The 23581-nt window shown below is 61.9% G+C and carries 16 protein-coding genes; 12 read left to right on the top strand and 4 right to left on the bottom strand.

From position 1 onward, the window contains the following. Positions 1-5: 5 nt before the first annotated feature. Positions 6-1139 carry an FG-GAP repeat domain-containing protein gene (locus tag FGL94_RS03025; protein WP_144920801.1) on the bottom strand — a complete coding sequence of 378 codons (1134 nt, stop codon included), beginning with the start codon at positions 1137-1139 and terminating at the stop codon, positions 6-8. A gap of 216 nt (positions 1140-1355) precedes the next feature. Here FGL94_RS03025 and FGL94_RS03030 point away from each other — a divergent pair, with 216 nt between their 5' ends. From FGL94_RS03030 to FGL94_RS03055, 6 genes are all read left to right on the top strand, one after another. Beyond that, complete coding sequence (locus FGL94_RS03030) at positions 1356-2444, top strand: glycosyltransferase (protein ID WP_144920803.1); 1089 nt, start codon at positions 1356-1358, stop codon at positions 2442-2444. A 498-nt stretch (positions 2445-2942) separates the two neighbouring features. Continuing rightward, entirely contained in the window at positions 2943-3890 is a 948-nt protein-coding gene (locus FGL94_RS03035; RefSeq protein WP_144920805.1) for a DUF1616 domain-containing protein, read from the top strand. Positions 3891-4212: 322 nt separating this feature from the next. Continuing rightward, positions 4213-5316, top strand: coding sequence for a DUF354 domain-containing protein (locus FGL94_RS03040; protein ID WP_144920807.1), 1104 nt, complete (start codon positions 4213-4215; stop codon positions 5314-5316). 283 nt (positions 5317-5599) lie between these two features. Then, a complete protein-coding gene (locus tag FGL94_RS03045; RefSeq protein ID WP_144920809.1) occupies positions 5600-6835 on the top strand; it encodes a hypothetical protein in 1236 nt (411 codons plus the stop codon). An 88-nt stretch (positions 6836-6923) separates the two neighbouring features. Continuing rightward, positions 6924-8813 carry a hypothetical protein gene (locus tag FGL94_RS03050; RefSeq protein WP_144920811.1) on the top strand — a complete coding sequence of 630 codons (1890 nt, stop codon included), beginning with the start codon at positions 6924-6926 and terminating at the stop codon, positions 8811-8813. Next, on the top strand, positions 8810-9955 hold the full coding sequence (locus tag FGL94_RS03055) for a glycosyl hydrolase (protein ID WP_144920813.1): 1146 nt from the start codon (positions 8810-8812) through the stop codon (positions 9953-9955). Before FGL94_RS03050 ends, FGL94_RS03055 begins: the two co-directional genes overlap by 4 nt. Positions 9956-9995: 40 nt before the next feature. Here FGL94_RS03055 and FGL94_RS03060 read toward each other — a convergent pair whose 3' ends face one another. Next, positions 9996-11594 (bottom strand): hypothetical protein, encoded by a 1599-nt coding sequence (locus FGL94_RS03060; RefSeq protein ID WP_144920815.1) that lies wholly within the window; start codon positions 11592-11594, stop codon positions 9996-9998. Positions 11595-11692: 98 nt separating this feature from the next. Here FGL94_RS03060 and FGL94_RS03065 point away from each other — a divergent pair, with 98 nt between their 5' ends. Beyond that, on the top strand, positions 11693-12673 hold the full coding sequence (locus tag FGL94_RS03065; RefSeq protein WP_144920817.1) for a glycosyltransferase family 2 protein: 981 nt from the start codon (positions 11693-11695) through the stop codon (positions 12671-12673). A gap of 71 nt (positions 12674-12744) precedes the next feature. Then, complete coding sequence (locus tag FGL94_RS03070) at positions 12745-14610, top strand: asparagine synthase-related protein (protein WP_144920819.1); 1866 nt, start codon at positions 12745-12747, stop codon at positions 14608-14610. A 30-nt stretch (positions 14611-14640) separates the two neighbouring features. On the opposite strand, the gene FGL94_RS03075 is transcribed toward FGL94_RS03070, so the two are convergent. Continuing rightward, positions 14641-17388, bottom strand: coding sequence for a hypothetical protein (locus tag FGL94_RS03075; protein ID WP_144920821.1), 2748 nt, complete (start codon positions 17386-17388; stop codon positions 14641-14643). A gap of 389 nt (positions 17389-17777) precedes the next feature. Here FGL94_RS03075 and FGL94_RS03080 point away from each other — a divergent pair, with 389 nt between their 5' ends. Then, on the top strand, positions 17778-18944 hold the full coding sequence (locus tag FGL94_RS03080; protein ID WP_144920823.1) for a glycosyltransferase family 4 protein: 1167 nt from the start codon (positions 17778-17780) through the stop codon (positions 18942-18944). Between the two features lie 49 nt (positions 18945-18993). Continuing rightward, complete coding sequence (locus FGL94_RS03085; RefSeq protein WP_144920825.1) at positions 18994-20355, top strand: sulfatase; 1362 nt, start codon at positions 18994-18996, stop codon at positions 20353-20355. A 57-nt stretch (positions 20356-20412) separates the two neighbouring features. Here FGL94_RS03085 and FGL94_RS03090 read toward each other — a convergent pair whose 3' ends face one another. Next, a complete protein-coding gene (locus FGL94_RS03090) occupies positions 20413-21426 on the bottom strand; it encodes a lysylphosphatidylglycerol synthase transmembrane domain-containing protein (protein WP_144920827.1) in 1014 nt (337 codons plus the stop codon). A gap of 190 nt (positions 21427-21616) precedes the next feature. Between FGL94_RS03090 and FGL94_RS03095 the strand changes: the two genes are divergently transcribed. Beyond that, positions 21617-22486 carry a hypothetical protein gene (locus tag FGL94_RS03095; protein WP_144920829.1) on the top strand — a complete coding sequence of 290 codons (870 nt, stop codon included), beginning with the start codon at positions 21617-21619 and terminating at the stop codon, positions 22484-22486. Between the two features lie 37 nt (positions 22487-22523). Next, a complete protein-coding gene (locus FGL94_RS03100; RefSeq protein ID WP_144920831.1) occupies positions 22524-23519 on the top strand; it encodes a glycosyltransferase family 4 protein in 996 nt (331 codons plus the stop codon). Positions 23520-23581: the final 62 nt, after the last annotated feature.

Consider the following 23581-nt stretch of genomic DNA (forward strand, 5'->3'; position numbering starts at 1 on the left):
GCCGATCAATCCCGTCGGTACCAGACGTCGACGTGGCAGTCGGGACCCCACGATTTCCCGACGATATCGAGCGAGCCGCCGCCGGTGACGTCGACGGCCTTCGCTTCGTGGGTCGCGATACCGCGCTCGATCTCGACGCGGTCGAATCCCTCGTCGGTGTTCCGGTAGACGAACATCCGCGGATCCGCTTCCCCGCCCAGACCCATCTCGGCGACGAGCAGGTCGGGCCGGCCGTCGTCGTCGAAGTCTTCGATCTGGATCGTGTGTGGATTATACAGGTCGTCATCGAGCGTCGTCACGGACCAGTCCGGCGGATCGAACACGCCGAGTCGCCCCCGCCGGTCCCCTTGGTACGGGAGGTCACCTTCGGTCACAACGATCTCCGCGTCGCCGTCGCCGTCGAGGTCCGCGACACCAACCCGCGTCCACTGCCAGTCGTCACCGAGGCGCTCGCGGTCCCACTCGTCCGCGGACCCGTTCCGCCGAAACACGTTCGGTCCGGCGATGAGTTCGGTCGTCCCGTCGTCGTCGAGGTCGGTTACGGCGACGCCTTCGACGTTCAGGCCCTCGGCGATCACGTGTCGGTGATCGTCGGGCCAGGGAGAGACGGAGGGGTCTTCGGGGACGTCGTAGTAGCAGACCGTCTCGCTCTGCTGTGAGAGGACGACGACTTCCGGCTCGCCGTCGTCGTCTATGTCGGCGATCGCCGTGTCGTGGTACTTCCGGAACTCGTCGGTGATCAAGTGGCGGGTCCAGGTCCGTCGCGGATTCGACGGGATCTCGAACCAGTAGAGGTCGCTCCCGCCGTTCTGCCCGACCACGAGTTCGGGCGTCCCGTCGCCGTCGAGGTCACCGATCGATCCGCCGACCGAGAGGTCGGGGGCCCGTGCGACCTCGTGGCGCTCCCAACCGGGGTTCTCGTACCAGAACACGTTGGATTCAAGACGTTTGATCGCGGCTCCGACAACCGGCAGGTACCGGAGTATGACCCGTTTGCCGAGTATGTTCACCGGCTTCTTCTCGCCCATTCCCCCGACGAGTACGTCGGGCCGTCCGTTGCCAGTGAGGTCGGGCGTGAGGCAGAATCCGAGTCGACCGCAGGGAGGGTCGTCATCGATGCGTTCGTGTTGGAATTCCATACGGAATCTTCGAATCGTCCGACCAAGAGTAAACGCATCTTAAACGTGCCAGAACCGTTCGATCCGCCCGTCCATCGCCCGGTCGGCCGTCGATTTCGGAGCCATCGGGACGAACACGGCGAAACGGTGACTTCTGATCGTTCAAAAGCCCATAACAATATTCGTACTCCGTCTCGTCGCTCGTATGGCACCCGAAAACGCGACCGAACGGTGGCGATGACCGACTCCGACGACGATCGGATCACGGTGCTGATGTGCCCGGATTACAGGGAGTCGAACCCGTATCAGTCCGAGCTGATCGACGCGTTAGAGGCCCGTGGCGTCGACGTCTCGACGACAAACGGCGGCTGGGCGTTTCCGCTTCTCGCGGGCGTCCGTCGTCACGGGGTGCCGGACGTCCTCCACCTCCACTGGCTCCACCGCTTCGTCATCACCAAACGCCGGTTTCCCGCCGTATTCGCCGTGCTGCTCGGCGTGAGGCTGTGTTTCGAGCTTATTCTGTTGCGGACGCTCGGGGTCCGGCTCGTCTGGACCGTCCACAACCTCTTGGATCACGAACGGAGTGCCCCGCGCAGCGAACTCGTGATCAGACACGCGGTCGCGTGGCTCGCCGACAGGCTCGTCGTCCACTGCGAAGCGGCGGGCGCGTTGGTCGCGGAGACGTACCGGCTTCCCGAACGAGTCTCGGACCGCATCCGCGTCGTGGCCCACGGCAACTTCGCGGATGTCTACGAGAACGACGTGTCGCAGTCGACGGCCCGCGAGCGTCTCGACCTCCCTTCAGACGTCCCGGTCGTCGCCTTCTTCGGGCTGATACGGCCCTACAAGAACGTCCCGGAGCTGATCGAGACGTTCGAACACGTTCCCGGAGATGCGAGGCTCCTCGTCGTCGGAAATCCGTGGAACGAAGACGTGTCGGATCGCGTGCGCGAGGCCAGCGCCGACGACGATCGGGTACACACGGTCCTCGAATACGTTCCCGAAGACGAGATACAGGTGTATATGCGGGCTACGGACGCGGTGGTCCTCCCCTTCGACTCGGTACTCACCTCCGGGAGCGCGGTCCTGGCGATGACGTTCGGCCGCGCCGTCGTGGCGCCGGTGATGGGGTGTCTCCCCGGACTGATCGGACCCGATGGCGGATATCTCTATGACCCCGGCGATCCCGACGGGCTCCGAGTCGCGCTCCGGAAGGCGGTCGACGATCGCGATCGGCTACGAGAGATGGGGCGACGGAACCGGAAGGCGGCTCAGAGTCTCGACTGGGATCGAATTGCCAAACGGACGCGAGACGTGTACGCGTGAGAAGCAGCGCGAGCGTGTCGTTGCTGATACTGTCGGTCGTCAGATCTTCCGAATAGCGACGACCAACGACGTGAAGCGGGCCGGTAACCGCGACGGAGCGGAGCCGGCAAACGCTACGATCGGCAACGCGATCACGTGCCGGAATCATCTCCGGAGAGTATCTGTGTCTCGGTCAGAGGAGTCAGGTTCAGATAACTAGTTATGAGAAGTATTGAAACCAACGACCGGGCGTTGAATATCCGGCTGGAGCGTCGTCGGTGGATTAGCGGTCAGAGTGTCGGATTCATCCCGCGCCTAAAGGCGCGGGTATTCTCCCTGCTCTTTATAAACCGCCTAACGAAGTCCATATCGGTCTGAACAACGGTCACAGATAGTGCCGTCGTCGACCTCGCGCACGAGACCGGATCCAGCACCGACGTCGGTCTGTCAACCCTCTCGTCCGACGAGGAATCGTCGAGACGGGCGGGTTGAGAGAGACGAGACCAATAGAACGAATAGATGATTAATAGTTCATCCAATCGAATACTCTCGTGGGACGTTATCGCGGTCCTCGGCTACACCGCGGCGGTCCTCCCATTCCAGTGGGTCGGACTCCAGTCACCGATCCGGGTTGTCCTCCTCGCGCCGGTACTGCTGTTCCTACCGGGGTTCACACTCAGTACGGTGCTGTTCCCGGGACGACCGGCCGAAGACGGGTCGACGGAGAACGATGAGAGCTCGCGGGTCGGCCTCGTTGAGCGTGCCGCGATCTCAGTGGGGACGAGTGTCGGGCTGCTCCCGCTGTTCGCGTTCGCGTTCGACCTCGTTCTCGGACAGGTCGTCGGTCCGACAGTCGCCGTCGCGGCCGTCTTTTCGGCGGGTATGGCTCTCGTCGGCGGACACCGACGGTCACGGCTATCCGAACGCGACCGCTTCGAAGTCCCGATCGGGAGGTGGATCGGAGAGATCACGACGGCGGTAACGGACGATTCGACTGGGGCCGCCGTGGTCAACGTCGTGCTCGTGGTCAGCGTACTGCTGGCCATCGGAGCCGTCGGGATAGCCTTCGCCGTCCCGCAGGAAGGCGCAACGTTCACCGACTTTTCCGTCGGAAGCGATCGGGACGGCGAGTTCGTTACCGACGACTACCCGAACGACCTCGCGGTCGGCGAGAGTACCGAGCTGGCCGTTCTCATCGAGAACAACGAGGGCGAACCCACTGAGTACTCCGTTGTGGCGCGCTTCGAGCGAGTTCAAGGTGGAACGGTAACTGCCATCGAGGACGCCGGTGCGTTCACGGTGACCGTCGACCCGGGGAATTCCGTTACCGAGAGTCACAGTGTGAGTCGATCGATAACGGGTGATAGCGTCCGACTCCGATTCTTCCTGTACCGGGGTGACCCGCCGACCGACCCGGGGCCTGAAACCGCGTACCGATCGGTTCACGTCTGGGTAGACGTCGAATAGGGGGACGATATCGATCCGGACGTCCGGACTCAGACTCCCGTCGGAGAGTGCGGTCCGCGGTGTCGAACTCAGCCGCGAACCCACTTTCGACAGCGTCTGGAGCGGTCACTCGCAGCGATGAAGTCGTCCATAACAAAGTGCGTGTCGCTGTTTCAACCGGTACGTTGCAGGGATGGGACACAGCCCGCGGTAGTCCCTGATCGAGACGAACAATGTATCCGATCGACCCACGAGACACAAGGCGTCTTTGCGAATCGGTGACCACCGACAGCGTCCGCTCTGTCGGTGCGAACGAACGGATCCCCCGTGGATGGGGTCCGAAATGACCCGAACAAACGTCTGGCTCGATCTGATAAGTCCGTCACATCCGTTCCTTTTTCAGGGACTACTGGACGGTCTGTCGGACATCACGTTCCGGACGACCGTTCGGAAGAAGACTGAGACCGTCGACCTCGCCCGCGAGGCGGGGTTCGATTTTGAGACGCTGGGCCGTGATTTCGAGAGCGTCACCCTGCGGACGGCGGCCGTTCCGCTTCGCACACTCCAGGTCGCCGTGCAGGCGCCGACCGCGGACGTGTCGCTGTCGGCCCGAAACGCGATGTGTGTGTTGGCGTCGCGAGCACGAGGGATTCCGTCGATCCACTTCACCGACAACGATATCACGGCGTACGTCGACGCGCCGCTCGTCGAGCGGTCGTTCTGTCGGTTCAGGGCGACCGCAACCCATCACGTCGTCCCGTCGGCGTTCCAAACTTCGGAGCTGACGCGATGGGGAACAGATCCGAGCCAGATCCACACGTACGACGGCTACAAGGAGGACATCTACGTTGCGAACTTCGAGCCCGACGAGTCGTTCACCGAGAGGCTCCCCTTCGAGACCTACGTTGTACTCCGCCCCGAGGCGCTGGGTGCGGCCTACGTCGACGAGGAAGAGTCGCTCGTTCCCCAGCTACTGGAAGCGCTCACGGCGGCGGAGGCCAACGTCGTTTACCTTCCGCGCAGGTCCGGAGACCGACCGCATGCAGAGCCGTATCCGGACGACCGTGTACACGTCCCAGACGGTGCGCTTGACGGCCTCCAGCTCGCCTGGCATTCCGACGGCGTCCTGACCGGGTCGGGAACGATGGCACGGGAAGCGGCCTGTATGGGGAAGCCGGCCGTCTCTTTCTTCCCCGGACCGCTGCTGTCGGTTGACCGGTCGATGGTCGAGGACGGGCTGATCGTTCACTCTCGCGACCCCGACGAAATCGCCTCGTATCTGGCCTCCGTCGGAACCACGGAGCGGATGCCGGACCGGGAGCGATGCTTCCAAGTCCGCGAAGAGGCGTCCTCGCTCGTTCGAGCGTTGATCGAGAACCCCGAGAACCCGGCGCTCGGCTCACGTTCGGGGGCGGCCGAACGCCCCGATCTGCACCGAGCGGAATAGTTTCGTTCGGCCCATGACGATCCAGCCGGATACGATCGGGGTCGAGACGAGACGGGCCGGGGAAACCGCTCCATAACTTACTGACGCCGATCCAAGAGACGGACGAATGGGGCAGGACGCACATCGCACGGACGGTCCCGCCGATCGACCGCGGGCGGAGTCCGCGATCGGGACGAACGCGAATGAGGTGGTGACTGGGCCGGAATGGGAGGGTCCGATGGCAGCGGACAGGAGTCGAGAAGGCTCCGATATCTCTACGGGCGACGTAGATGGCGTGTTTGATATGTCTGAACGCGGTGGTTTCGGCTCTCAATCTGGTCCGGTAGTCGCGGGGTACGACACGGCGGCCGTCTGCCGAAACGCCCTCGCGTGGGCCCGGGAGCGCGACTATTCCGGGTACGACCCGTACGATGGACTGAACAGTCCGATTCTCTCCGCGCTCTCTCGACACTGGCTGCTCCGGCTGTTGTCGATCCACGGCGTCCAGAAGTTCCCGCTGAACCTCAGGCCGTACCTCGGCATCCCCGAGCAACGGAATCCGAAGGGGGTGGGCCTGTTCGCCAGCGCGTACCTGAACGAGTACGAACGGACGGGCGAGAACGCCGCCCTCAGAGAGGCTGAACGGTTGCTGGAGTGGCTCTCGGACAACCGGTCGCCGGCGTTCGATCGCTCGTCGTGGGGCTACAACTTCGACTGGCAGAACTCGACGAAGTTCTTCCTCCCGGCGACTCACCCGTGCGGGGTCGTCACCGTGTTCTGTACCCGTCCGTTCCTCCGCCATTACGACTTGACGGGCTTCGATCGGTCGCTTGCGGTGGCTCACGACGCGGCCACATTCCTCCTCGAAGACATCGGGACGGAGTCCGTCAACGGGTATGAGGTCCTCACGTACACGCCGTACGACTCGTACGTGGCGGTCAACGCGAACGCTCTCGCGGCTGACCTCCTCTGGCGAGTGGGTCAGCGAGTCGACGACGAAACATTCCTCAACCGCGCACAGGAGCTGTTCGCGTTCGTCGTCGACGCGCAGACCGAGGTGGGCGGCTGGCACTACTCCGTCCCGGCGTCGGATTCACACTTGGGGTACGACAACTTCCATACGGGATTTGTTCTCGAGAGCCTCAGGCGGTACGCCCACAGTCGAGACCGAGATGACCCGGTCAGGGAGGCGTACGAACGGGGGATGCGATTCCACCGCGAAAATCACTTCGAGGACGACGGGGCGCCGAAGTTCGAGGACGACCAGTCACGTCCCTACGATATCCATGCCGCCGCGCAGGCACTCGTCACGTTCACGGATCGCGACAACGCGGAGGACGCTGCACTCGCCAGAGACGTCCTCGAGTGGACACTGGATCGACTGTACGACCCGGAGGGGTACTTTTACCGGCGGATCGGCCGATTCGTGACCGATAAGACCCCGTACATTCGGTGGAACCAAGCGTGGATGTGTCTGGCCCTGTCGGAGTACCTGAACGAACGAGACGAGGCTCGGCAAAATATGGGCGACGGGCGGTGAGCGTCGTTTCGGCTCGAATCCGTCTTCCGAGCCGCATTGGGGGATTAAGACGCAGTTAACAATTTCTCCCGAACTCCGAGGTGTCCCAATGAGCGTACGCACGGGGCCCGATCGCGGCGGCTCGAACCGGGTGTGGCGGAAGCTGCTCCTCGCCGTCGGGTTCATCGCTGTCGCTATCGGCACGATCGTCGCGTGGCAGTCGCCGGCGACGGGCTACGAGGTGTCGGTGTACGCGGGGACGCCGCTGATCTTCTGGGTCGGCGTCTCGATCGGCTTTCTCTCCGCGGCGACAGTCACGCTGGCGTCGTGTCGCGATCGGATCGCCGGGGTGTCGGTGGGGCTCGGAGCCCTGACCGCGATCGCGATCGGTTCACTCCCGGTCATTCGCAGCTACCGGTTCTACGGCCGCGCCGATTCGATGACCCACCTCGGCTGGGCCGCCGATCTGATGTCGGGACGGATGCGGTTCGGCGACCTCTTTTATCCCGGCGGACATAGCACGACCACGCTGTTGGCCGATTCGATGGGACTTCCCATCGAACGAGCAATGATCCTCTTTGCGGCGCTGTACTTCGCGCTCCATGTGGCTTTCATCCCGCTCGTCGCGAAGGCGCTCTTTGAGGACGGCCGCCTGACCGTCATTGCAGCGTTTTCCGGATTCATGATGTTACCGATAAATCAGATCAGCAGCGGACTGTACTTCCACACTTATTCGATGGCAACGTTGTTTTTCCCGGTGTTCTTGTACGCCTTGGTGAAACATCTCACGAGCAAACCAAAGGACGGACCGCTGATTGGGCGTATCGGCGCGTGGAATATCGTGATCGCGGTTCTCGGTGCCGTTTTAGTGATCACTCACCCACAGCTCGCGCTGAACGTCGTCATCCTTCTCGGAACCCTCGTGGTGTTACACCTGGTCTTCCGGAACCGTCGCAACCTGTTCGTTTCGAATCTCCGCCCCGTCTACGGCGTGTTCGTGTTCATCGGCGTCTGCTGGGTGGTGTGGGTCGTTCAGTTCGGCAGAGTGTTCGATGTCGGTGAACGAGTCATGTTAGCGACGTATGACACCCTCTTCGGAGCTGCACAGGCCGGCGGGGGGAACGTCGGGAGCCAAGTCGACTCGGCGCGGTCAGTCGAGGCGACCCTCTTCGAACTGTTCGTGAAGCTCTTTTTAGTGCCGGCGGTGTACTCGCTGCTCGGAACCCTCGCGGTCGTGGTGTCGCTTCGGACCCCCCTCGTCGGCACCGATCGAAGCGAACGGGCTACCGAGGTCGAACACAGGGGCCGGTCCGTCGTCACCTACTTCGGGTCCGCGGGCCTCGTTCTCGGTCCGTTCTTCCTGGCGCACTTCATGGGCCCGGTTTCTCACCTCTTTTTCAGGCACTACGGGTTCGCGATGGTGTTCGTCGCCGTTCTCGGCGCCGCCATGATCCACCGTCTCGGGACGCTGATTCCGACGGGGCGGTGGTTGGCCGTGGCAAAGCCGCTCGCGCTCGGACTCCTGGCCGTCGCGCTGGTGTTGTCGCTGTTAACGCTGTTCGCGTCGCCGTACATGTATAACGCCTCACACCACGTGACTGACCAGCACATGAGCGGCTACGAGGCGGCGATCGAGTACCGCGGCGAAGACGTCCAGTGGAGCGGTATCCGACGAGGTCCGGGACGGGAATTCGACGCCCTAGTGCCGGGCGTCGGACTGTACACTCGCCCCGCGGTTAGTACGGGCGTGTCCACCAGAGGCGACGACGACCTCCGGTTGCTGCTCGAGGGAGCGGCGGACGAGGCCAGATACCTACCCGTATCACGGAGCGACATCGACCGAGAGGTGACCGCGTATCGTGAGCTCCGCTACTCGGAGTCGATGCTCGAGTCGATCGGCAGTCGGTCCGGCGTCCACCACGTCCACGACAACGGCGAGTTCGATCTCTACTACGTTACGCCGCGAAACAACGAGACGGCGACCGGTGGGGCCGGATGACCGGACTGAAGCTCGGCGGCGTCGCGGACGGGGTCGTCCACGCGACGCGCGGACTGTCGACCGGTACCTGGAGTCGGCCTCGCGGGTTCGAGCGGGTCGGGTCGCTCCCGGCGTCGGACGCCGTCGCCCGGCTCTCCGACGCGCCCGTCGTCGGGCCGGTACTCGACCGCGTCACCGGCTCGGTCACGACGACGAACCTCTGGCCGATCGGGGACGAGCGGCTCCTGGCGACCGCCGGAAACGAAGTGTTCCGATCGACCGACTGCGGACGGTCGTGGCGGCTGGTCCATCGGCTTCCCGAGTCGTCCGGTCCGATGGGGGTACTCCCGACGGCCGTCTGTCGTCACGGCGATCGCATCTTCCTCGCCGAGTACCCGCTCGGCGACGAGGCAGCGAAGGTGCTGGTCAGCGAGGACGGGCGGCGCTGGTCGACGTTCGTGCGTCGGTCCGACGTGCGGCACTTCCACGGCGTGTTCCGCGATCCCTACACCGGTTCGCTCTGGGGGACCACGGGCGACACCGACGACGAAAGCGCGATCGGACGGTTCGTAGACGGCGAGTTCCGGGCCGTCGGTACGGGAAGCCAGACCTGGCGGGCTGTCGGACTGGCGTTCACGCCGGACGCGGTGCTTTGGGGAATGGACTGCTCGTACGCTCCGCGGATCGAGATTCTTCGCCTCCCACGGGACGAGATTCCGTCCGCGGACGAGACGCCCATAGGCCAGCCCGTTCCGGAGGTCGTCGGGGCTGTCGACGCACCGGTATTCTACGCGGAGACGATTCGGGCGGACGGAACGATCTGGGTCGTGCTCTCGACCGCGTCGACGACGGGAATGGACACCACCGGTCCGGGGACCGACGGAAACCAATCACGGCCGGTTAGGGTGATTGCCGCCTCACAACGGTCCGGATACGAACAGTGGTATCAGTTGGCAGAGTTTGAACGGTCAACAACGCTCGGCACGGTATTGCCGTCGGTGCCGACGGCGAACGCGTACGCGTTCTTAGCGACGACCCCGGACGGGACACTACTGATTAATCCGTTCAACACGAGGCGGAACCACGGGGTGATACTCGAACGTCGACCGGAGTCGTTCACCGAGGCGCCCCGGTTATCGGCGGATTCGGGTAACCTCGAGTAATGCGCTGGTGGAGTCGCGTGATCTCGCTCGCTCGGGATTCTCACCGACGAGTCGGTCGCTGGCGTTCACCCCGGAACTGGGGGCCAGCCACGTCGTTACTCGCGCTTTTGTCGTCACAAGAACTGTTCTTGGTTATGTTTCTGACATCTCCGCTCGTGTTGAACATGGAGACCGGCTGTCCGCTGACAAAAATATTCGATTCCGCGACGATCACGTTGTCACAGTCGTTCACGTGGACACCGTCGAAGTTCCCGTTTTGAGCGAGAATACAGCAGTTCGAGATTCGTGACCCGTCACGCCCACCGCCTATCAGGCATACCGCTCCCTCGGATTGCGTCTCCGAAGTGACCGTTATGTCGAGATTCTCCAGGGTCACACCATACGGTTCCCCGGCACCGTTATTCACCGACTGAAGCCAAATCGTCTGTGCATTTGTATCGTTTTTTATTCGACAATTACGCATCGTAAATCCTCCCGGATTCGACTTCCCCGTGTTTGTGAGACGTACAACACCCCACGGTCTGTAGTGACTATTTGCAAGATTAATATTACGATATTCGATCTCACAGTCCTCAAATACAACACCCGACTCCCCAATATAGGAGTCAACTACGATCCCGGCTCCGTGGTAGGGCTGAGTCCCAGCCGTCGGGTACCGGATATCATCGTGGTCCATGACCACCTTGGTACCGGTTACCGTCGAAACCTTTTCAGGGTGTTTTCCCCCCTGAAGACGGATACTTGAGACGTCGTTGTTCCTGAAGAGACCGCCTTTTATCGTGATTACACCCTCGTTGTTCGTAGACCGAAGTGCGTTACCGCCACACTGTTCGAAGTGAACGTCCTCGTAGACCACCTCTCCGATGTGGCCTGGGTAGTGACGAGCGTACGTCGTTCCCGGTGAGGTCCCGGTTCGGTGTTCATGACCACCGAACCACGTTCCACCCCGACCGATCGTCACACGCCGAATCGTGTTGACTCCCTTGCGGTCCGCACCGGCACTTGCGAGAACGTTACATCGCAGGAGTTGCCCATAGCTTCTGGTCTGTGGAGGAACGAATCCGGTCCACTCGACGTCCTCGATGAGACCGCCGTCGTTGGGATCGAACCGTATACTCACAGAGGTCTTCAGGTCATCAGTCATATCGATCGAGAAGTTAGCCAGAAGGACGTCCTCCCCTCCCACTTGGTACACGAACCAGAATCCCTTCTCGTTATCGGCGTTCGGGAAGTGGAACCGAACATCCCTGTGTGACTCTCCCAAGCCGACCATGCCGAACCGTGACGGGTTCCGAGGCGGGTCGGTCGCCGCCTCCTCGGTGACGGTGTAGTCGCCCGGCGGAAACTCGATCCGTGTCCCCGTTTCAAAAGCATCCGACAGAGCGTCGTCGATGGGCGTCTTGCCGGACGGATCCATGCCGAGGTCGTCGACTGCGTTGACGACACGATCGAACTCGACGTCATACTTGTCAGCGTTGAATTCACTGACATCTTTGCCTCCGGCCGTCGAGCCTCCCGGCCCGTCATCGTCGGTCCCCGAACCATCAGACCGATCACCACCAAACATGTTACACCCGCTTAATGCAACGAGGCCGGCCGTGAGGGACTCGAGGGCTCGTCTGCGACGCTGGTCCACCATCTGAGTTGGCGGTACGGGACCTGAGCTATTTATTAGGTGGTCGATATTCCAGAAGTACAATATTAACTAAACGACCCGTCATTCAAGTCGGAGTCGTGATGTCGGATGGCGATCAGTCGTCCGCGGACCGCCCTCTGGTCAGCGTCATTCTGCCGACGTATAATCGACCAAAAAAGCTGAGGGAGGCAGTCCATAGCGTAACGGAGCAGTCGTATCCAGCCATCGAACTCATCGTGGTAGATGACCATTCATCCGAACCTGCAACGGTAGCTCTGAAAGAGACGAACACGGAGTCGCTCTCCAGTATGCGTGTCGTTCGCCACGAAGAAAACCGAGGTGCAAACGCGGCCCGAAATACGGGAATTCGGCGAGCGAGCGGTGATCTCATCTCGTTTCTGGACGATGACGATCGTTGGCTAACACGAAAGACGGATAGACAGGTCAGCCGTTTTGAGAACGGTCCGGATGACCTTGGGGTTGTGACGGTCAGCAGCCGGACTGTAGACGAAGCGGGTAATCAGATCGGTGTGGTCCGCTCGTCCGTAGAGGGAGACGCAGTCGGGAAGCTGCTACGTGGCGGCATTGTCGGATCGTTCTCGCGGGTTATGGCTAAGGCTGACGTCATTTCGGAGGCGGGATTACTTGACGAGTCGTTTCCGAGCTGGCAGGACCGAGAGTGGTATCTCCGTCTCGCTCAGCACTGTCGGTTCGGATCCGAAGACGAAGTACTCGTTGAGCGTCGGATCGATGCAAATCACCGGATCAGTGATGACTTCGAACAGAAGCGGGACGTGTCTTACCCCCGGTTTCTTGAGAAACACCGAGATCTCGCGGCCGAACGGGGACTACTTGCGGAACGAAGATTCGTTGCGGGACTCTCGAGAACACTTGCGTTCTCCGGACTGGTAAACGGATACTATCGGGAGTCGATCAAATATCTCCTGATCTCGCTAGCGTACTATCCGTTCGATCCCAAGACGTATTTATACCTCTGCTTGGCGGCCGGCGGACCATTTACATTCAAATCTGCACAGAGAATAAAAAGACGATACAGTCGAACACTGTCGACACTCGAATAGTAGGGTCGATACCGTCAACGGGAGCGTATAGGACTGTTGTAACAAAGCATCAATCACAGCCAATACATATTATGCCCGGAATCACGGTTTGGCTCTCACAGGACGATACGAGCTTATCCGAACAGGAAAGCTGTTCATCCGTCTCACCGGATGAGGTCACCTCACATTTTCATGATACCATTAGTAGGTCACAGCACACCGCTGACTACACGACGAATCTCTTATTTGACCAAGAACACATCAAGATAGGCGAAACGAGCTATCCGAGCTATCCGATCCGAACCATCGAGGAGGATAACTTGTTGGTCTGTCTTGAGGGAGCGATTTACGGAACGACGATCACAGCAGACGATCTCTCTACCGTCGGTGAGATGGCCTTACGTGGCCGGGAAGAGTGGCTGCAAGACTGGGTTGGCAGCTGTGATGGTGAGTTCGTCGTGTACGCGCTCGATACCGATTCGGGAGACTTCGCGGTGGTAAACGATGTTTTCGGTCGCTTACCGCTCTATGTCTACGAACGGAACGGTGAGGTCGTCATTACTCGTGAGAACAAGTTTCTCCGTGAGTTCCTCGGAGACATCTCGATTGACGAGTTGGGCGTCGCGCAGTGCCTATTGTTCGGTTTTACGCTCGGCCACCGCACGCTCTGGAAGCACGTCGATAAACTCGAGGGAGGATCTCTCATCCGCTATCCGTCGGATTCGCGGGGACAGCGCGAACGGGTCCACCAGTTCAATTTCGGGGGTGTTCGGAACCACGACCGATCGATAGAACGGAACGCCGATGCAGCGGCCGAGTCGTTCAAACGGGCGTGTGAGCGTCGAGGGTCTGCTGCAACCTCGACTGTCGTCTCATTGAGCGGCGGACTTGACTCTCGGTCCGTCGCAGCGGGGTACCGAGCCAGTGGGACGTCGTTTGAAGCGGTGACCTTCGCCAGCAGATCGGATAACGAGCCGATCGATTCGACGAGCGATGTGACAGTCGCTCGAAGAGCGGCGGACCTGTTAGACGTCGACTGGCACAGGATCGACCTTTCACCGCCCGATACGGACGACTTCCGTCAGCTGTTGTCGTTGAAGGGAGGGATGAACCCGTTCACCAACGCGCAGACGCTGCGCTTCTTTCGTCGACTTCGAGAGGAGTACGGTCAAGACATCACCTACGTGACTGGCGATGGAGGCGACAAGGCCGTTCCCGACCTATCACCTTCTCACTCCATCGGCGACGTCGACGAACTCGTGTCGCATCTGATAGAGGTCGAAAGCATCGTCTTTTCACTGGAGCGGGTGATCAGAATGACTGGTGTCTCGGAGGCTGAGATACGCGATTCGGTCTCCTCGCTGATTAATTCGTATCCGGAGTCAGATCCTGACCACATGTATGTCGGGTACAAGATCCGTGAACGGGGATTCAACTGGCTTAATGAGGGTGAGGACCGCAACCGCGCCTTCTTTTGGTCAACAACACCGTTCTATTCGCTTCCGTTTTTCACCGAAGTGATGTCAGTTCCGACCGAACAGAAAAGACACAACCAGTTCTATCGGGAGTTCCTGAGTCGACTCTGTCCGGAGGCGACGCAACTCAAAGACGCCAACTTCCACGTCCCTATGGATTCTACGCTCTATCCGTTCATCCAGAGGGGGCTTTCGTTTCTCGCATCACATCCGAGCGTCAAGGGGACCGTTCAGCCAATATATCGTCGGGAGGTGTTCTCCAACTACGACGAGAACCTTGCCAAGCTCCTGCTCGCACAGCTACGTAACTGCGATGGGGTCAGAGACACGCTAATTGAAGCCGAGATCGCTCGAATCGGAGCCGATCGAGGGTCGTGTAACAGACAGCAGATCTATAATCTGATTACGATGACCTCGGCAATCGCCGATGTCGAATCCGGGGAGACGACGCTCGATGCGTACACCCGGATGGAGTTTCGCTAACCCGACGTGTTACGATCGGGCCACGGTCAGTTACGTCTCGTTGAATTCGAGGTCAGCGGTCCCTTGGATGCGCATCATCGTCAACTCGCCGCTAAATCGGTATCCGTCGACTTCGTCGGTCACGGATCCGATGACCATCCCGTCACTGATCACGTCGTCGGCCTCAACGGGACCGAGATCCGGTGACTTGTGGAGGCTCCCCGAAACAGAAAACTGGTATGAGGTCTCACTGTCAACGCCGTCAACCGTAAACCAGTTATCGAGGACGGGATCGGCGTCGGTCCCGAGGAGTTCGGGGTCGACCTGCTTGCCATCGAGATAGACGCCGGCCTCGCCCTCAAGTGAGAACTCAGCGACCGTCCCGTTGAACAGGAACTTGACGGCTCCCGAAGACACCTCTCCACCGGCCCTACTTCCGGAGATTGTGTCTATACACGCCTCATTACAAGCCGGAGCGGTGGCGATATCTCCGTCGGTAACAAGTTCGTACGTAGACGTGGATCCGGTGCCGACGACCCGCAGAGAGCGTTCGAACTTCCGATCGACGATTGCTTCGCGGGTGATCGTCTCACCGTCGCGTTCAAACTCCATGTCCGTGCCGGCGGTGTAGCTCACGACGCTCCCGTCGTAGTCGAAGGCGTCAACGCCCGAGTATATCGAACCCGCGACTCGAACTGTCCCATCATCGAGTGACTCAACCGTGCTAACCGTTCCGTACTCGCTTAGGTCCGTGTTCTCGCGTGCATCCCCGTCGACGATGAACTCGTATTCACTCCGCGTGCTCGAATCGACGCCGCGGATCACGAACGAGTGCCACCCTTCGGTGTCGGTGGAGTCACTATCGGTTTCTTCTGTGGTCCGCTCGCCATCGACGACTGCTTCGCGGGTGATCGTCTCACCGTCGCGTTCAAACTCCATGTCCGTGCCGGCGGTGTAGCTCACGACGCTCCCGTCGTAGTCGAAGGCGTCAACGCCCGAGTATATCGAACCCGCGACTCGAACTGTCCCATCATCGAGCGACTCAACCGTGCTAACCGTTCCGTACTCGCTTAGGTCCGTGTTCTCGCGTGCATCCCCGTCGACGATGAACTCGTATTCACTCCGCGTGCTCGAATCGACGCCGCGGATCACGAACGAGTGCCACCCTTCGGTGGATCCGTCGTCTTCGGCTCCGCTATCACTGGTCTCATCGTCTGTGCCGTCTTCGTTATCTAAATCACCAGATGTCGACAGCGAACACGAACCGTCTCGAGTGAGATTCCGAACGTTCCCGTCGCTGTCCATCAGATCGACGGCTTTTCCACTGACGTTAACGTTCGAGTCCTCAACGACGACATCGGAAGACCCCTTGAAAACGACTCCATCGATGGATCCGTTAGGCGCGTGGATACAGCAGTTCGAGATGCGTGATCCGTCTCTGTCATCCCCGATAGTACAGACTGAGCCTTCGGTTTGGTAGTCATTATCGACGGTTACGTCGACGGACTCCAACGTGACTCCGGAGGGATCGTCAGCCCCAGACTTTCGAGACTGTATCCAGAGGGTTTGATTACGAGTCGCATTGTATATCTGGCAGTTACGCATCGTGAAGCCGCCCGGGTTCGAACCACCCGTATTGGTCAGACGGATCAGGCCCCAGGGTTTGTACCCCGAGTTAAGATCTACCTCGTTGCATTCGAACTCACAGCCTTCGAAAACCACTCCGGAATCACCCTCTGTAGAGTCGATGAGAACTCCGTTCCCGTGATAAAAGTTGGTTCCGTGGGTCGGTCTCGGAGCATCGCCGTGGTCCACGACGATGCGAGCGCCCGTGACTGTCGAAACCTTAGTGGGGTGATTTCCCCCTTGGAGACGGATGTTTGAGAGGTCATTGTTTTTGAACAGCCCTCCTTTGACGGTTACGACGCCACCTTCTGTAGTCATGGTCGATCGCAGTGCATTCCCGCCCGATTGTTCGAGGTGTGCGTCCTCCACGACAATCTCACCGATGTGGTTGGGATACACCCGGATATACGTCGTACCAGGGTTATCTCCGGTATCAGCATAATGACCACCGAGATATGCACCTCCTCGGCCGATCGTCACCCGACGGAGCGTGTTAACGCCGTCAGCCGATCCGCCCGCATCACTAGGAATATGACAGGTCAGTAACTGTCCGTACGAGTGTCGTTTTGACGGGACGAAGCCAAGCCACTCGACGTCCTGAATGAGCCCGCCGTCCGCACAGTCGAATCGAACGTTGATCGACGTGACATCGTCATCCGTCATCTGGATGGAGAAATTAGCGAGGACGCAGTCTTCCCCGCCCTTCTGGTGAATGAACCAGAAACCCGACCCTGAGGTGTCCGCGTTCGGGAAGTGGAACTGTACGTCTTTGTGCGAATCTCCCAGTCCAACCATTCCGAATCGGCTTTTACTACTGCGGGGACCGATCACGAGCTCGTCGTTGACCCTGTAATCGCCCTCCGGGAACTCGATGAGCGTCCCGGTCTCGTGCGCATCGCTTAACGCGCTATCGATCGGATCGTTACCGTTCGGATCCATACCGAGATCGTCGACCGCATTCACGACGCGGTCGAACCGGATCCCGTGCCGCGTGACTGCGGCCGATCCCAATCCGGATGACGCGAGCACCGTCCCCGCCGTCGCCGCGCTCAGTTTCACGTAATCGCGTCTGTTTAGCAACCGGCCGCCGGTTTCTGTCTGCTCCGCGTCCGATTCTTCGGCTTGGCTGTACCTGTCGCTATCGACGTCCTCGCTTACCAGCTTGCGTGCCATGCGGGTGGTAATCTCCACCTAACCCGGATAAACGTATCGTTAATTACATGTTCATCGTTCCGTGAATGTCTCCGGAGATAATGATACTGAGTGGTACTGTTATCTCGGAGTATGATTCGTGAGTGGACTTGACGCGACGCGTCTGATCCGGTCGATCCGAGAGTTAAGATCGTATTAACGAGGGTATAACAGCCGATTCATACTTTGGTATGCGACGAAAGGGGGTCGAATTGACCCGCAGTGGCGGTTCGCCCCTTGACAGCCACGCCGCCGTGAACGGCGATCGCTCCCGCACCACCGGACGTGATCAGCGCGGCGATGTGTGTACGGAGGAAGAGCCGGAAGTAGCAACATCCTAACGATGGCCGACCGCTCGCAACCCCGAGACGATGGCGACGACTGACGGAGTCTACCGATCTGATAAGTGGCAGAACGATCCCATACCAGCCTCGGACTCCGAATCGACCGGTTCAGAGGTCGAACACGACATCGATCGGGTGCTGGCCGTGTACGGGCCGACGAACATCGAGAAGATAGAGCGGCATATTACCCCTTTGGCCGACGTCGTCGACACGACCACGCTCGTCTGCACCCGTCCAAATCCGGAGGTATCCGGGTTCAGGCAGCTCGCACCACCCTCGACGGGCGTTCGTCTCCTAGACCTCTTCTTGGTATCCCTGCTTACCGTAGTCGAGTCGATCAGGGGAGATTACGACGCCGTCGTCTCCGTGTCCCTCTTCCCACACGGGTGCCTCGGACTTCTCGCCGCTCGATTGAACGGGATTCCGGCTCACCTCGGAATTATCGGCTGCGACATCGACGTGCACGCCCGCGCGTGGTACGGTCGCCCGGTCAGGTGGCTCATCCGTCGATTCGACGCGGTGACGGTTCCCGGACCTACACACAGACGTCGGCTCCACCGGTTGGTTGGCGTCCCGCGGAACCGAACCGCGATCCTGGCGAACCCGGTCGAAGCCGATCGATTCCCCCGAAGAGACGACGTCGAGCGTCCCTACGACCTGCTCTGGGTCGGCCGATTGACGGCTGAAAAGCGACCGGTGCTGTTCGTCGACGTGGTCGCGGCAGTCGCCGAACGGTATCCCTCGGTACGGGCGGTCATCATTGGAGACGGGCCGCTCTCGGTCGCCGTCACAAAGCGGATCGCACACCACGAACTCGAGGACGTGATCGACACGCCGGGCTGGATCGACGATCCGGCCCCGTGGTACGCCGACGCGTCGATATTCGCGCTGACATCGGAACGCGATGCGCTTCCGTTGACGCTGATCGAGGCGATGGCCAGCGGAACCGTCCCCGTAGCGCCCGCCGTCGGAAACGTCGCCGACCTGATCGTCGACGACTGGAACGGTCAGATCGTTGACCCGACGACCGTCGAGGGATTCGCAACGGCCATCGATGGACTGCTGAGAAGTCCGGAGCGACGGGCTCGGCTTGGCGCGAACGCCCACGGCGTTCGAAGCCGCTTCACGGCCGCCGACGCAGCCGAGGACTGGCGACACGTGACGCGCGTTCTCGCCCGATCTGGGACGAGGTAACGCCGTCAATCAGTCCATAACGAAGCCGATACCGGGATTCCACGCCCGTATGAAGAACCCCGACGTCTTGTTCGTCATTCTCGACTCGGTTCGTCGGGACCGCGTCTCCGCATACGGACACGGTCGTACGACGACCCCGAACCTCGACCAGCTCGCATCGGAGGCAACGCTGTTCGAACATGCGTACACGGCGGCACCCTGGACGTTACCCTCGCACTGTTCGATGTTCACCGGCCTGTTTCCGAGCGAGCACGGCGTCACGAACGGCTTCTCCGACCGGTCGTTGCGGCTCCCCGAGTCGATCGAGACGCTCACGGAACGGCTTTCGGCCGACGGATACCGGACCGCCGGATTCTCGAACAACCCGTGGGTCGGCTCGCTGTCCGGGATCGACAGAGGGTTCGACGAGTACGTCGAGTGGGACCTCGAGATCGGGGTCGACGGGGACACCGACATCTCGACGACGCGGGACCGACTGTACTCGGCGGCACACGGGCTGCTCGCACAGGCCGCCCGCCAGCCCGTGTTCCTGCTAAAACGACGGTTGTTCACGTCGAATCTCGTTAACCGTGCGACCAGGTGGCTGCGAGCGACCGCCGGCGACGAACCGCCGGCGTTCACCTTCTTGAACCTCATGGAGGCACACAGTCCCTACTTCCCCCCGAAAGACGCCTTCGAGGCGCTTGACCTCTCGCCGCCCGGGCCGATCGAGCCGCGGCTGTTGAACACGAAACTCCTCGCGTACGTCCTCGGCCGGAACGACCTACCGCCGGAACGACGCGAACGTGTCCTCGAGTTCTACGACGCGAGCCTGCGGTACCAGGACCGAAAGCTCGGCCAGTTGCTGTCGATACTGAAAGAGACCGGGAGGTACGACGACACGCTCGTGGTGATCGCCTCCGATCACGGGAAGAACCTCGGGGACCTCGACCGCGACGGGACGCCCCCACACTCCACACGGGGGGTCAACACGGATGTCCCGCTCATCGTCAAACAGCCCGGTCAGGACGCTCCGGAACGGGTTTCGGACCCCGCGAAGCTGACGGGGATATCCGATCTCGTCACCGATCCCGAACTGCCGCCGACGGCGGCGTTGTGTAGCGAGGAGGTCGCCCTCGTCGAGGACTACGTCCCACACACCGGACGGGCCAGTGAGCCGACCACGCGATGGCGAGTCCTCGTCGACGGCACACACCGATACGTCAGATCCGAGGACGGCAGGGAGTACCTGTTCGGCCCGGACGGGGGACAGCTCTCGGGAGATCAGGAGCCGCTACGGAACCGGTTCTCGGAGGCGATGGAGCGCCATGTGGAGGCGCTGTCGGAGCGAGGAACGGAAGACGAGTCGGACCCGGAGGACCTCTCCCGGGGTATCGAGTCGCAGTTGGAGGACCTCGGTTACCTGGAGTGAACGCCCGCAAACGCGGAATCAACAAACGCTCCGCGTCCGGCCAGCGCGGTCGCGAACTCATCGGACCGTCCGGACGCCGAGCACCGACGCCGACACGCCGCCGATCGCCATCGGCATCCAGTAGACGCCGCCGCGGAAGACGAGCACGGCGGCGGTGACCGCGGACGCCGGGACGCCGGTCGTCGGGACGAGCAGCGCGACGAACGCCGCTTCGATCCCGCCGAGCCCGCCGGGCAGCGGGGTCGCGCCCGCGACGTACGCCAGCGGGACGGCGAAAATCGGGACCACCGGCGACACCTGATGGCCGACGGCGGCGAACGCGACCGTGAGCGCGGCCGCCTGGAACAGCCAGCCGGAGAGCGAGAGCCCGACCGCGGCGGCGAGTCGCCCGGGGCTCGTCCCGACGCGCTCGATGTCCTCGAAGAAGTTCCGCAGCCGGTTGGCGATCCCGGCCTCGACGGCGTCGTCGTCGAAGCGGTCCAGGCGCCCCGCGACCCCGCCGACCGCGCTCGGGAGGCGGTCGACGACGACCCGCCGGTACCGCCAGCCGACGCCGATCCCAGTGACGATCGCCGCGATCAGCGCGACGGCGACGCCGACGGCGACTTCGAGGCGCTCGCCGACCGCGGCGGTCGTGGCGTAGTAGCCGACGCCGAGGAGCACGAGCGAGATGGAGGGGACGACGTTGAGCACGTCGACGCTGGCGATTCCCACGAGGCCCGACTCGTAGCGCGAGCCGGAGGCCCGAGAGATGAGCGCCGCGGCCACCGGTTCGCCGCCCGCCTGCCCGAACGGGGTGACGTTGTTGGCGAAGACGGCTCCGGAGTACACGAGGAAGGACGTGGCGACGGAGAGGGGGACGTCGAGCGAGCCGAGCACGGTCCGGAGCATGAGGCTCCACGCGATCAGCCAGCAGAGCGCGAACCCGAACGTCGCCGAGACCAGGGCCGGGTCCGCCGAAAGCAGCGTCTCGATCACGCGGTCCGCCCCGACAACGACGAAGAGGACGGCGAGGACCGCGATCGCAGCGATCCCGCCGATGACAAGTCCCCTCCGCTGGCTCCCGTCCATAGGAGAGATGACACGCTGGCGGACTTGAAACGTCTGATCGGTTCTCACTCGCCGAGCAGGCCCGAACGTGACCGGTCGGGGAGCGTGGGAACGTCGTTTAACCGCTGCTAAGCGGGGTTTCACGCCGGATACCCCTCCCGAGACGGCACCAACAAGAATACAACCGTCGGCGGGATACGGTGGCGTACTTATGGACGATCAGCGGTTCCTCGAATCGGAGTGGGACTACTGTCTGGTGTTGGACGCGTGCCGCTACGACGTGTTCGAGGACGTGTACGACGAGTACCTCGACGGCGACTTAGAGAAGCGCCGGACCATCGGATCGTCGACGCCGGAGTGGGCCTACCGAACGTTCACCGGCGACCACGACATCGCGTACTTCTCGGGGAACCCCTTCATCAACGACCTGGGAATTCCGCTGAACGAGCTGAAGTGGGGCGCGAGCTGCGACTACGAGTGGACCGCCTCCGACCACATCAGCGATATCCACGACGTCTGGAAGACCGGCTGGGACGACGACCTGGGCACCGTCCCGCCGGAGGGGCTCGCGGAGGCGTACCGGAACAACCTCGGCGCCGTCGAGCGCGCCGACCGAACCGTGCTCCACTACATGCAGCCGCACGCGCCGTACCTCTCGCGCGGGAAGGGCCAGAAGCTCAAGCAGATTCAGAAGGGGATCAAACGGCAGGAAGAGGAGGAGGCCGAGGGGGGCGACGCGGCCGACGGCGGCGGCCTCCTCTCGTCGCTCAGCGACTCGGTCCGGCCGAAGATCGAGAGCCGGCTCGACGACAGCGAGTTCGCCCAGAAGGCGGGGCTGTGGCTGGAGCTCGATCCGAAGGACCTCGTGAAAGACGGCACCCGTGTGACCGCGCTCAAGCTCTACGAGGAGAACCTCCGGATCGCGTTGGAGTCCGTCGCCGAACTCGTCGAGGAGCTCGACGGCACGGTGGTCGTCACCGCCGACCACGGCGAGGCGTTCGGCGAGGAGGGCGTGTGGGAACACCACATCGAGACGTACATCCCGCCGCTGATGGAGGTCCCGTGGCTGGAAGTGGAGTAGCCGTCCCCGCCGCCCGAACGCGCTCGGCCCCCCACCGATGAAGGTAAGCCACTACTTCGAGTTCGAGGACCGCGTCACCGGGGGTATCCACGAGTCCGTCGTCCACCAGCGGAAGATGCTCGACCGCGAGGGGATCGCGTACACGACCCAACCCACGCTCGACGCCGACGTGCTCCACTGCAACCTGATGGGGCCGCGCTCGGTGTGGCACGCGAAGCGCGCGAGCGACCGCGGGATCCCCGTGGTCGCGCACACGCACGTCACCGCGGAGGACTTCGGCGACAGCTTCCGATTCACCAACGCGCTCGCGAAACCCCTCAAGCCGTATCTCAGTCGGGCGTACGGGCTCGCCGACGCGCTGGTCTGTCCCTCCGAGTACAACCGGGGCGTGATCGAGGGGTACGCCGACGCGCCGACGACCGTCATCTCGAACGGCGTCGACCGCGAGAAGCTCGCCGGCTTCGAGTCGCTGGAGGACGAATACCGCGAGCGCTACGACCTCGACCCGCCGACCGTCTTCCTCGTCGGCCACGTGATCAAGCGGAAGGGGTTGGAGACGTTCGTCGATCTGGCCAACGAACTGCCCGAGGTCGACTTCGCGTGGTTCGGGCCGCTCGACCTCTCCTTAAAAGGCCGCGAGACCACACGCCTCATCGAGGAGTCGCCGGACAACTGCACCTTTACGGGCTTCGTCGACGACATCCGGGGGGCGTTCGCCGCCGGCGACGTGTTCCTCTTCCCGACCCACGAGGAGAACGAGGGGATCGCGCTGCTGGAGGCGATGACCGCCGGGAAGGCCGTGGTCGTCCGCGACATCGAGACGTTCTCGTGGCTCGACGACGGCGAGGACTGTTTGAAAATCGATCCCGCCGCCGGGGACGACGAGACCGCGGCGTTCGCCGACGCGATCCGCCGACTCTCCGATCCCGCGCTCCGGGAACGACTCGGAGCGAACGCGGCGGCGCGCAGCGGGTCGTTCTCGCTCGACGCGATCGCCGAGCGGTACCGGTCGCTGTACGAACGGCTGGTCTGATTCTCCGATCCCCCGCCCGTAAACCCCTTCGACCCCCCGGCGGCAATCTTGTTCAAACCGCA

Source organism: Halorubrum salsamenti (assembly GCF_007671685.1).
GTDB lineage: Archaea > Halobacteriota > Halobacteria > Halobacteriales > Haloferacaceae > Halorubrum > Halorubrum salsamenti.

Excerpts from the sequence above, each read along its gene's own strand:
- FGL94_RS03025 (WP_144920801.1), bottom strand. The coding sequence starts at position 1,139 with ATGGAATTCCAACACGAACGCATCGATGACGACCCTCCCTGCGGTCGA.
- FGL94_RS03030 (WP_144920803.1), top strand. The coding sequence starts at position 1,356 with ATGACCGACTCCGACGACGATCGGATCACGGTGCTGATGTGCCCGGAT.
- FGL94_RS03035 (WP_144920805.1), top strand. The coding sequence starts at position 2,943 with ATGATTAATAGTTCATCCAATCGAATACTCTCGTGGGACGTTATCGCG.
- FGL94_RS03040 (WP_144920807.1), top strand. The coding sequence starts at position 4,213 with ATGACCCGAACAAACGTCTGGCTCGATCTGATAAGTCCGTCACATCCG.
- FGL94_RS03045 (WP_144920809.1), top strand. The coding sequence starts at position 5,600 with ATGTCTGAACGCGGTGGTTTCGGCTCTCAATCTGGTCCGGTAGTCGCG.
- FGL94_RS03050 (WP_144920811.1), top strand. The coding sequence starts at position 6,924 with ATGAGCGTACGCACGGGGCCCGATCGCGGCGGCTCGAACCGGGTGTGG.
- FGL94_RS03055 (WP_144920813.1), top strand. The coding sequence starts at position 8,810 with ATGACCGGACTGAAGCTCGGCGGCGTCGCGGACGGGGTCGTCCACGCG.
- FGL94_RS03060 (WP_144920815.1), bottom strand. The coding sequence starts at position 11,594 with ATGGTGGACCAGCGTCGCAGACGAGCCCTCGAGTCCCTCACGGCCGGC.
- FGL94_RS03065 (WP_144920817.1), top strand. The coding sequence starts at position 11,693 with ATGTCGGATGGCGATCAGTCGTCCGCGGACCGCCCTCTGGTCAGCGTC.
- FGL94_RS03070 (WP_144920819.1), top strand. The coding sequence starts at position 12,745 with ATGCCCGGAATCACGGTTTGGCTCTCACAGGACGATACGAGCTTATCC.
- FGL94_RS03075 (WP_144920821.1), bottom strand. The coding sequence starts at position 17,388 with ATGGCACGCAAGCTGGTAAGCGAGGACGTCGATAGCGACAGGTACAGC.
- FGL94_RS03080 (WP_144920823.1), top strand. The coding sequence starts at position 17,778 with ATGGCGACGACTGACGGAGTCTACCGATCTGATAAGTGGCAGAACGAT.
- FGL94_RS03085 (WP_144920825.1), top strand. The coding sequence starts at position 18,994 with ATGAAGAACCCCGACGTCTTGTTCGTCATTCTCGACTCGGTTCGTCGG.
- FGL94_RS03090 (WP_144920827.1), bottom strand. The coding sequence starts at position 21,426 with ATGGACGGGAGCCAGCGGAGGGGACTTGTCATCGGCGGGATCGCTGCG.
- FGL94_RS03095 (WP_144920829.1), top strand. The coding sequence starts at position 21,617 with ATGGACGATCAGCGGTTCCTCGAATCGGAGTGGGACTACTGTCTGGTG.
- FGL94_RS03100 (WP_144920831.1), top strand. The coding sequence starts at position 22,524 with ATGAAGGTAAGCCACTACTTCGAGTTCGAGGACCGCGTCACCGGGGGT.